This is a genomic window from Nostoc sp. UCD121, assembly GCF_014222285.1.
Lineage (GTDB): Bacteria > Cyanobacteriota > Cyanobacteriia > Cyanobacteriales > Nostocaceae > Nostoc.
Genome location: NZ_JACKZS010000082.1, coordinates 21,360 through 30,962 on the forward strand (window position 1 = coordinate 21,360; position 9,603 = coordinate 30,962).

Here is a 9,603-nt window from a genome sequence, read left to right on the forward strand (position 1 = left end):
TTTCGTTAAAAATATTAATCTTCAATCAAGAACTATGAATAGTCCAAAAATTGTCTCCCAACAGGAGTTAGTGATTGAAGCTGGACGTACAGAGCAGCAGTATTGGAAAGATATATGGCGCTATAGAGAATTGTTCTATTTTCTTGCTTGGCGTGACATTCTGGTGCGGTATAAGCAAACAGTGATTGGTATGCTCTGGGCACTCATTCGACCATTTTTGACGATGATCGTGTTTAGCGTTATCTTCGGAAGTTTGGCGAAATTACCTTCAGAGGGGGCAGCACCATATCCAATACTGGTATTTGCTGCCTTGTTACCCTGGCAATTTTTTTCCAATGCCCTAAGTGAGTGTAGCAACAGCCTAATTAGTAATGCCAACTTGATTTCTAAAGTCTACTTTCCGCGCTTGATTGTACCTGCCAGCTCAGTGATTGTCAGCTTTGTGGACTTTCTTGTTTCTGCAATGATTCTCTTAGGGCTTATGGCCTGGTATAATTTTGTTCCCACTTGGCGGATATTATCATTACCGTTATTTATTGGCATTGCCTTTGCTGCTTCACTAGGAGTAGGGCTGTGGTTGGCAGCTTTGAATGTGGAATATCGAGACTTCCGGTATATTGTGCCATTTATTGTGCAGTTTGGCCTATATGTATCACCCGTCGGTTTTAGTAGCAGCATTGTACCAGAGCAATGGCGTTTACTCTACTATTTGAACCCAATGGTAGGCGTGATTGATGGTTTTCGCTGGGCAATTTTAGGGGGAGAATCCAAACTTTACTGGACTGGATTCACGTTATCTCTAGGACTCGTTGCTTTGTTACTAGTAAGTGGCATTTGGTACTTCCGCAAAATGGAACGAACATTTGCTGATGTGATTTAGGAGGGATTTGAAAGATTTGATGATAACCACATCGATCAGTTAGTCTACTACCAATTTCAAGAGTTTGTACTTCAACTTTTTTATATTAACTAACGTGTTAAGAAAATTAAATTTTTGAACAGCAATGACTCAGCAAAACGATTTCGATAAAATACTTTTAGCCCAATCTCAGACCACCTCGCAAACTTTATTTACAACTCAGACACCTGGGTTTGAATGGAGTGATGGCGTATCCTATGAACTTGGAATGAAGTTCCAAAGTGCCAAGAGTGGTCAAATTACCGCAATCCGCCATTGGAAAGCGGTCAATGAAACTGGCAATCATATAGGGAGAATTTGGTCGGAAACAGGATCTATACTAGGAAGCGTTACTTTTTCGAATGAAACGGCTTCGGGTTGGCAGCAACAGGATCTCAGTACACCTGTGAGCATCTTAGCCAATACCACCTATGTAGTGACTGTCAGTTGCAATAGCTATTTTGGTGTAACAACTAATAACGCATTAGCCAGCCCAGTTGTGAATGGCGATCTCAGTTCAGTTGCTGATGGCAACAATGCAGTCTTTGGTAGTCTGAATTCTTTCCCAACTAATTCCTATCAGAACAGTAACTATTTCCGCGACATAGTATTTGTGGTTGGCAACAGTCTGACTAAAGTAAGCGGCGATAATCAAACTGGTACGGCAGGTTCTGCCTTAGCGAACCCGTTCGTTGTGAAAGTTACAGATAGTAATGGAAATCCTCAGTCAGGAGTGACAGTCAACTTTGCTATCACCAGTGGTGGAGGTTCAGTTTCATCTGCTAGTGCGGTAACTGGTAACGATGGTCAAGCCAGCACAGTGCTAACTCTAGGGACAACAGCTGGCATAACAAACACTGTGAGTGCAACAGCTTCTGACATAGGCAGTGTGACCTTCAGTGCCAGGGCTAACCCAGCAAACACTAATGCGATTTATTTAGAAAACCAAAAACCTGGTACTACAGATTGGCGGATTCCCCAAGTAGGTCAATCGGATATTGCTGGCTATACGATAGCAACTAGTGTAAACAAGGGCGGCTCGTTGCCAATTAAAATTTCTCTAGCACAGGCCGGAAATTACACGATTGATGTGTATCGCTTAGGTTACTACGGAGGACAAGGCGGCCGACTAATACTGAGTAGCGGACAAAACAATGGAATTACTCAGCCTGCATGTAGTTTCGACAGTTCTACCCGCACAGTCTCATGCGAAAACTGGTCAACTTCCTACACGATACAAGTTGGCAATGACTGGACTAGTGGTTTGTACATTGCCAAGCTAACTGACCAGAGAAGTGGCAGTCAATCTCAGATAGTGTTTGTTGTCCGCGATGACAGCGGAGGGTCTGACATATTATTCCAGAGCAGCTTCAACACTTTGCAGGCTTATAATCTCAGTGGTGGTTACTCTCTATACCCAGAACAGAGTATTGGAGGTCAAAGAGCGTTTAAGCTTTCTTACGACCGACCATTCGCACAACATAGCACGTTAACTGGTAGTAACCCTTATAACAACGTTATCTTGTCTTGGGAGTACAATATGGTGCGGTGGCTGGAGTCCCAAAGCTATGACATCTCCTACGTAACTAACGTGGATGTCCACGCCAACCCAAGTTTGCTGCAACAGCACAACATATTTCTGTCAGTCGGTCACGATGAATACTGGTCGCTAGAGGAGTTCAATAGTGTCCAGAGCAACAGCATCAACAAGGCTTTTTTCTCAGCGAACAGTGTCTACTGGCGAGTTCGGTTTGAAAACTCTAGTACTGGGATAGCTAACAGGGCTATGGTTTGCTACAAAGATGCCACAGATCCTGTAGCACCAACTAACAAGTTCCGCAGCCCAGAAAACAACAAACCAGAGAGTGCGTTGAAAGGCAATATGTACATTGGAGGTAGATGGCGGGATTTCTTTTCTGATGGGTTCGATTTTGTGGTAAAAAACAGTACTCACCCCTACTATGCCAATACAAACCTGAATGATGGGGATAAATTAAGTGGTTTGGTGGGCTTCGAATGGGATGCAATCAATTTAAATGCATCTCCAAGTGGGTTGGTCGTTCTTAGCGAATCCATACAGTGGCAAAACTTTGATCAAGCTGAACTAGAGGGTTTTCCTGCGGGGACAGACCCACGAATTTCCCAAGCAGTTAGCTTCACTTCTGCTAGTGGTGCCAAAGTCTTTTCGACTGGCTCTATTCAGTTTATGTGGGGGTTAGACAGCGAGGGCGTTAGCGGACCCCGCGAAGATACTCGCGCCAAGCAAATGGTTGTCAATATCTTAGCAGACATGGGAGCTAGACCTTTGACTCCTGGTTCCGGCATAATTGTGCCTTGAAAAACCGTAACAAAATTCACAAAAATTATGCTCTACCCTTGCTGGAGTACTGTCTGTACCACCTAAATGGATGCACCACAGTTATCTTTCATAATTGAGCAAATACTAATCCCAGTTGCTTAGGTAGTGTAAGTTATGAATTTGAGAATCAGACGACGAAGATTTGGGCAGTTGGCTATCGTCAGCGCTGTCACCGCAGCAAGTGCTAAATTTACATCTAAGGTGTTTGCACAAGATTCGGAGAAGCTTTATGGAGTGACCCTTTCTTCAGCTAGCAAAAGTAAAACACAAGACTTAGTTGACGCTACTGCTGCTAACGCTATACCAGGAATTATCCTTGAGTCTAGAAACCCTACGACTGGTCAGGTGTTGCTAACTGCCGAAATCGCCGCCGACAGCGTTACTAACTCCTTAGAAACGACTGAGACTGTTGCTAAAGCCTTGGTTGTTAAAAAGCCCAGCGAACGGATAACTGCTTTTACTGTCCTACCCGATAACACATTTGTTATTGCCGCTGTTGCGTCCACTAAGAAGGGTGATTTTAGTCGCCTGATATCTATTGCACCTCCTAAAAAAAGTGAGATGAAGTCTCCAAAAGGCTTGAAAATCAAAAAAACCAAGGACAAGAAGTATAGTACTGTTGAAGGGTTATTATCAACCAATATAAAAGGTAAGCAGGTATTACTTGGTGTAATTAGTCTTGCAGAAGGTAGCCCCCCTTTTGAGTTCGCATTTATTAACCTCAACTCAGGACAAGTAGATTCTAGTGCTGCAACAGGTTTACCAAATATTTCTCCCAAGCTGAGGCTTAGTAATCTTGCTCAATCTCCATTAGATGGAAAAATTTACGCTACTAGTGCCGGCGGTCAAGGTGGCCTAAGTTTAGTGCAACTAGACCTAGAGAACAGGGCAGTAGTTAGTGGCAGAGGAAAGATCATCAGACTAGTGGAATTAAGCTTCAAGAACAAACCTCTGGAAAATGACTTGGCAAGTTTAGCCTTTTCTTCTTCAGGTCAATTATTTGCCCTTGCTGACCCCAAATATGAGGGAACAAATTCCCTATTTACTGTGGATATAAAAACCGGAGCTATGACTCTGGTGAGAAAATTTGCGGTCGATAAGATTCTATTTGCGCGAGCCTAAGAAGGCCTTGTTATCTCAGTGATTATCATATACAAGTATGACAAAAAGATTACTGTCAAAGTAGTTTATAGTATTTTATGCTTAATCTCTGAGAACCGATTCACGAAGCAAGCGGCAGAGATTTGCACGCTTAGATGTTTGGAAGTTAAAAAATATGCTCCACATTCGTTTACCTGGTTTTACTATCAAAATACTATACGGGGCTGTATTCATATTTTTTCTGGCTTTTACCTTTACTCTTCCTGTGTCCGTACAAGCAAGTAAATATAGAAACTACATCAATACCCAACATCCCGTGGGAACTGTGGTCAAAGCCTCCGGTCCCTGCTTCAATAACAGCGATCGCTATGTAGACTGTGGTAATGGCACGGTAACAGATACCGTGACTGGACTTATATGGCTCAAGAAGGCAGATTGTCTTGAAGCAACAGATTGGGCAACAGCCAATTACAAAGCAGCTGAGATTAAGAGCGGCGACTGCAATCTGTCGGATAACTCTTCTTCTGGCGATTGGCGTTTGCCGACCAAAGACGAGGTTACGGCGATATTACCTCCTTCAACTTTAAACTGTACTACTCCGACATTGGTAGACCAAGAGGGTACAGGCTGCTTTGCAGCAGGGACGCAGTGGGCTACCGATATCCAGTTCAACTACTGGTCTAGTACTACGGGACCTTACCAGGAGGCTGGCAATTCTGCCTGGGCAATCTTCCTAAACTTTGGTGGCGTTGTCAACACCAGTAAGCCGAGCCTCGTCTACGGTTGGCCTGTCCGTGGTACACCATAGGAACTTGGGTGTTTTAAGAGAAAAGTTTTCGATCTACTGAGAGTAATTTAATAATGTCTGATACAGTAATTAGGGTTGAAAACCTCAGTAAAAAATACGTGTTGAGTCATCAACAAGAAGGAAGCAGCAGATATAAATCTTTGCGAGAATCCATCAGTGATAGAGTCAGTTCACTGAGTAAAAAATTGGTGAGGTCTTCTGGCAAAGAAATATCTAATCCAGCCCGTGAAGAGTTTTGGGCATTAAAGGATGTCTCATTTGAAATTAAACAGGGCGATAGCATTGGAATCATTGGTCGCAACGGTGCAGGAAAATCAACTTTACTCAAAATTTTGAGCCGCATTACTGAACCAAGCAGCGGTTGTATTTCTATCAAGGGTAGAGTCGCAAGTCTTTTAGAAGTGGGCACAGGTTTTCACCCAGAATTGACAGGTCGAGAAAACATTTATCTCAACGGTGCCATTCTGGGGATGAGCAAAACAGAGATTAAAAGAAAGTTTGATGAAATTGTCGCTTTTGCTGAAGTTGAGAAGTTTTTAGATACACCTGTTAAACGCTATTCATCAGGGATGTATGTGCGTTTGGCATTTGCCGTAGCGGCGCATTTAGAGCCAGAGATTTTGATTGTGGATGAAGTTCTGGCGGTAGGAGATGCCCAATTTCAAAAGAAGTGCTTGGGAAAAATGAATGATGTTTCTGAAAAAGAAGGGCGTACCGTCTTGTTTGTTAGTCACAACATGGCAGCATTAAAAAATCTATGTGACCAAGCCATACTGCTCAAGTCAGGATGCTTAGTAACTCATGGAGAAGCTCATCAGGTCGTTTCTCGTTATTTGGAGTCCGACAATGACTCTAAATTTCTCGAAAGAATCTGGGATGATATTGAAACTGCTCCCGGAAACGATAAAATTCGCATACATCAAATCAGGGTGATTCCAGATACTGATGATTCACTAGATGAGATTACAGTTAAAACCCCTGTCAGGATTGAATTTGAGTATTGGAATTACCTCGATGGTGCTAATTTAAATTTGAGCTTACACGTCTACACACTGGAGGGAGTTTGTGTTTTTAATTCAATCTCAAGATCGATCCCTTGTACTTCAGGTCTAATTAGAGGAGTTTGTTACATTCCTGAAGATTTTTTTAATGATGGAAGTTATCAAATTACGATGATGGTCGTTCAAGATACTTCAACTGTACTTTATACATGTGAAAATTTACTGAGTTTTACTGTGCATGATATTGAGAGAGAATTCAAATGGTATGGCAAATGGCAAGGAATAGTTCGCCCTAACTTGAAATGGAGGTTTGCTCCCGTTGAAATATTCGCATCTAAGTCCTGCTAAATTTTTGACTAAAAAATGTTGAGGATTAATTAAGACATAAATAATTCAACGAAGATTTTTAGTAAATTTTTATGATATCAAAGTTACTGTTCTGGGGTGCTTCGGGGCACGCTTTAGTGGTCGCAGACATAATCCGCTTACAAGGAATCTATGAAATTGTTGGTTTCCTTGATAATATGAATCCACAACGTTATGGTGAAAATTTCTGCGGAGCTAAAATTCTGGGAGGACAAGAACAGTTAGATTATTGTAAAGATAAAGGGATTAAGTATATAATTTTTGGATTCGGAGATTGTCAGGCGCGATTAAAGTTATCTGAATTAATTTATAGAAAAGGTTTTTCCTTAGCAACTGCTATTCACCCAACCGCAGTAATTGCTGCTGACGTGTCTATAGGGGCGGGAACCGTAATTGCAGCTGGAGCGGTTGTTAATGCCGGATCAAAGATTGGTCAAAATGTCATTATCAACACTTCTGCGAGTGTTGATCACGAGTGCGTAATAGAAGATGGAGCGCATATTTGCCCAGGTGTTCACTTAGCTGGACGAGTAACTGTGGGGCGTGCAGCCTGTGTAGGAATTGGAGCGACGGTCATAGATCGCGTGCGGATAGGTGCAGGTGGTTTGGTCGGGGCTGGCGCGGTTGTCGTCAATGATATTCCTGATGGTGTCTTAGTCTATGGTGTTCCGGCTAGAGTAATCAGAAAAATTGATTTATAAGGAAGATTGATTTATTTGGTGAGGCTGATTATGTCGAAAAAATAAAAAAAGCTGTTAGTGATGTACCAGCACACTGGAAATTTTAGTTTTTAAGCTTAGTTCATAAAAATCATTAATAGCAATTGTTCGAGAACTCTATTGGTTCTCTATTTCACCTAGTAAATAGACATAAACTAAAAGGTTATTTACAGCAAATGATTAACAAAACTCGATTGGAACACTTAGCAATATTCGGTGCGGCTCCTGCCTTTAATGAAAAGCTACATGTGGGTCGTCCTAACATTGGGAACCGCGATCGGCTGTTCGAACGAATTAACGATCTGCTAGATAGAAGATGGTTGACTAATAACGGTGGCTATGTTCAGGAGTTTGAACAGCGCATTGCTGACATGATTGGGGTCAAGCATTGCATTCCTATGTGTAATGGAACTGTTGCTTTAGAAATTGCTATCAGAGCAGCAGGACTCACGGGAGAGGTTATCATTCCTTCATTCACCTTCATTGCTACTGCTCACGCATTACAGTGGCAAGAGATAACTCCAGTCTTTTGTGATATTGATCCTCATAATTACACTATCAATCCGTGGCGGGTTGAAGCAATGATTACACCCCGCACGACCGGAATCATTGGCGTTCATCTGTGGGGACAACCTTGTAATGTAGAAGCCCTAACAGAAATAGCTCGCAAGCATAACCTCAAGCTGATGTTTGATGCAGCCCATTCTTTTGGCTGTTCCTACAACGGACAAATGATAGGTAACTTTGGCGATGCAGAGGTGTTTAGCTTTCATGCAACTAAATTTTTTAATACCTTTGAGGGTGGAGCTATCGCCACCAATAATGATGAACTCGCTGGCAAAATTCGTCTTATGAAAAACTTTGGCTTTTCTGGACTTGAGAATGTCAGTTATATCGGCACTAACGGCAAAATGAGCGAAATTTGTGCTGCAATGGGGCTAACAGGTTTGGAAAGTTTAGACGAATTCGTGGCTGTCAACTATCGAAATTACAAACAATATCAACACGAAGTAAGGAATATTCCAGGTGTTAAATTATTAACCTACGATGAGACTGAAAAATCGAACTATCAATATATTGTGCTGGAAATTGACCAGGAAATTACTCACATCAGTCGAGATGAATTGGTAAAAATATTCTGGGCTGAAAATATATTGGCTCGACGCTACTTTTATCCGGGATGTCATCGTATGGAACCCTATCGTTCCTACTTTCCTCATGCAGGACTGTTGCTACCGGAAACTGAAAGTTTAGGCAAACGAGTACTGGTTCTGCCTACAGGTACGGCGGTTGGTACAGAGGAAATCAATAAAATCTGTCAGATTATTCGGTTGGTAGTTGAGCATAGTCGTGAAGTCAAGGAGAGACTAGTTAATGCATCTGAGGAGTTGATACGGGCACGTCGATGACAAATATATTCCACTTAGGAAAAATCAGACAATGAGAAATCGCGATTAAACAAACGAAGCCGGTCTCCGCAATTTAGGATAATTAAGTCCGCTGTCGCGGATTTAGTTTGTATAGCCCCAGACTTTCAATCTGAGGGAAATTTGTTTGAGTCAACATTATTTAGACAGTATTCCTATGAAACTAAGTGTATTAATACTCGCCTACAATCATGAAAAATTCATTAATCAGGCGCTAGATAGTGTTCTGATGCAGCAAGTTGATTTTGACTATGAGATTGTTATTGGCGAAGACTGCTCTACAGATAATACGCGAGATATTCTCAGTGGATATCAACAAGAACATCCAGAGAAAATCCGCTTGTTACTGCCTGAGAAAAATTTGGGAATGCATGATAATTTCATTCAAACTTTTAAAGAGTGTCGAGGTAAATATATAGCGCTTCTTGAAGGAGATGATTACTGGACTTCTCCGGACAAACTACAAAAACAAATAGATTTTTTAGATAGACATGCTGACTATACAATCTGTTTTCATAATGCCTTATATCTTTATCAGGATGGCAGTACAAAGTGCTTTTTACCTCCAGACAATTGGAAAAATACTTTTACTCTTGAAGATATACTTAGCTCAAACATTATGTCATTTGCTTCAATAGTGTTTCGACAGGGTTTTATACAAGAATTTCCAGACTGGATGTACGATATAAACTTTGTTGATTGGATATTGCAAATTTTACTTGCTCAACACGGAAATATTGGATATATCAATGAAACCATGAATGTATATAGAATTCATCCTAATGGGAATTGGTCTAGTAAAACTCAAATAGAAATGCGCTTGGAAATCTTGAAAGCATATCATTACATCGAAAATTATCTAGACTCTAAATATCAGAATAAAATAAGAAGAGTCATATCCGAAAATTATAAATTATTATGTAT

At 41.3% G+C, this 9,603-nt stretch carries 8 protein-coding genes; all 8 read left to right on the top strand.

What is annotated here, in order from left to right:
- The first annotated feature begins 34 nt into the window (after positions 1–34).
- Positions 35–880, top strand: coding sequence for an ABC transporter permease (locus GNF10_RS18355; RefSeq protein WP_114081652.1), 846 nt, complete (start codon positions 35–37; stop codon positions 878–880).
- Positions 881–1,004: 124 nt separating this feature from the next.
- The gene (locus GNF10_RS18360) at positions 1,005–3,236 is read left to right on the top strand and encodes a N,N-dimethylformamidase beta subunit family domain-containing protein (RefSeq protein WP_185585689.1); all 2,232 of its coding nucleotides are present in this window, start codon (positions 1,005–1,007) and stop codon (positions 3,234–3,236) included.
- Positions 3,237–3,371: 135 nt separating this feature from the next.
- A complete protein-coding gene (locus GNF10_RS18365) occupies positions 3,372–4,379 on the top strand; it encodes a hypothetical protein (protein WP_185585690.1) in 1,008 nt (335 codons plus the stop codon).
- A gap of 154 nt (positions 4,380–4,533) precedes the next feature.
- Complete coding sequence (locus tag GNF10_RS18370) at positions 4,534–5,166, top strand: DUF1566 domain-containing protein (RefSeq protein ID WP_185585691.1); 633 nt, start codon at positions 4,534–4,536, stop codon at positions 5,164–5,166.
- Positions 5,167–5,219: 53 nt separating this feature from the next.
- On the top strand, positions 5,220–6,515 hold the full coding sequence (locus GNF10_RS18375) for an ABC transporter ATP-binding protein (protein WP_185585692.1): 1,296 nt from the start codon (positions 5,220–5,222) through the stop codon (positions 6,513–6,515).
- A 71-nt stretch (positions 6,516–6,586) separates the two neighbouring features.
- A complete protein-coding gene (locus tag GNF10_RS18380) occupies positions 6,587–7,234 on the top strand; it encodes an acetyltransferase (RefSeq protein WP_185607194.1) in 648 nt (215 codons plus the stop codon).
- Between the two features lie 194 nt (positions 7,235–7,428).
- The gene (locus GNF10_RS18385; protein WP_185586346.1) at positions 7,429–8,661 is read left to right on the top strand and encodes an aminotransferase class I/II-fold pyridoxal phosphate-dependent enzyme; all 1,233 of its coding nucleotides are present in this window, start codon (positions 7,429–7,431) and stop codon (positions 8,659–8,661) included.
- A gap of 175 nt (positions 8,662–8,836) precedes the next feature.
- Positions 8,837–9,603, top strand: a 767-nt coding sequence (locus tag GNF10_RS18390) for a glycosyltransferase (RefSeq protein ID WP_221644647.1), incomplete at its 3' end; no start/stop codon positions are given.

What these genes read in the sequence shown, in the direction of transcription:
- GNF10_RS18355 (WP_114081652.1), top strand. Translation starts at nt 35, where the DNA reads ATGAATAGTCCAAAAATTGTCTCCCAACAGGAGTTAGTGATTGAAGCT.
- GNF10_RS18360 (WP_185585689.1), top strand. Translation starts at nt 1,005, where the DNA reads ATGACTCAGCAAAACGATTTCGATAAAATACTTTTAGCCCAATCTCAG.
- GNF10_RS18365 (WP_185585690.1), top strand. Translation starts at nt 3,372, where the DNA reads ATGAATTTGAGAATCAGACGACGAAGATTTGGGCAGTTGGCTATCGTC.
- GNF10_RS18370 (WP_185585691.1), top strand. Translation starts at nt 4,534, where the DNA reads ATGCTCCACATTCGTTTACCTGGTTTTACTATCAAAATACTATACGGG.
- GNF10_RS18375 (WP_185585692.1), top strand. Translation starts at nt 5,220, where the DNA reads ATGTCTGATACAGTAATTAGGGTTGAAAACCTCAGTAAAAAATACGTG.
- GNF10_RS18380 (WP_185607194.1), top strand. Translation starts at nt 6,587, where the DNA reads ATGATATCAAAGTTACTGTTCTGGGGTGCTTCGGGGCACGCTTTAGTG.
- GNF10_RS18385 (WP_185586346.1), top strand. Translation starts at nt 7,429, where the DNA reads ATGATTAACAAAACTCGATTGGAACACTTAGCAATATTCGGTGCGGCT.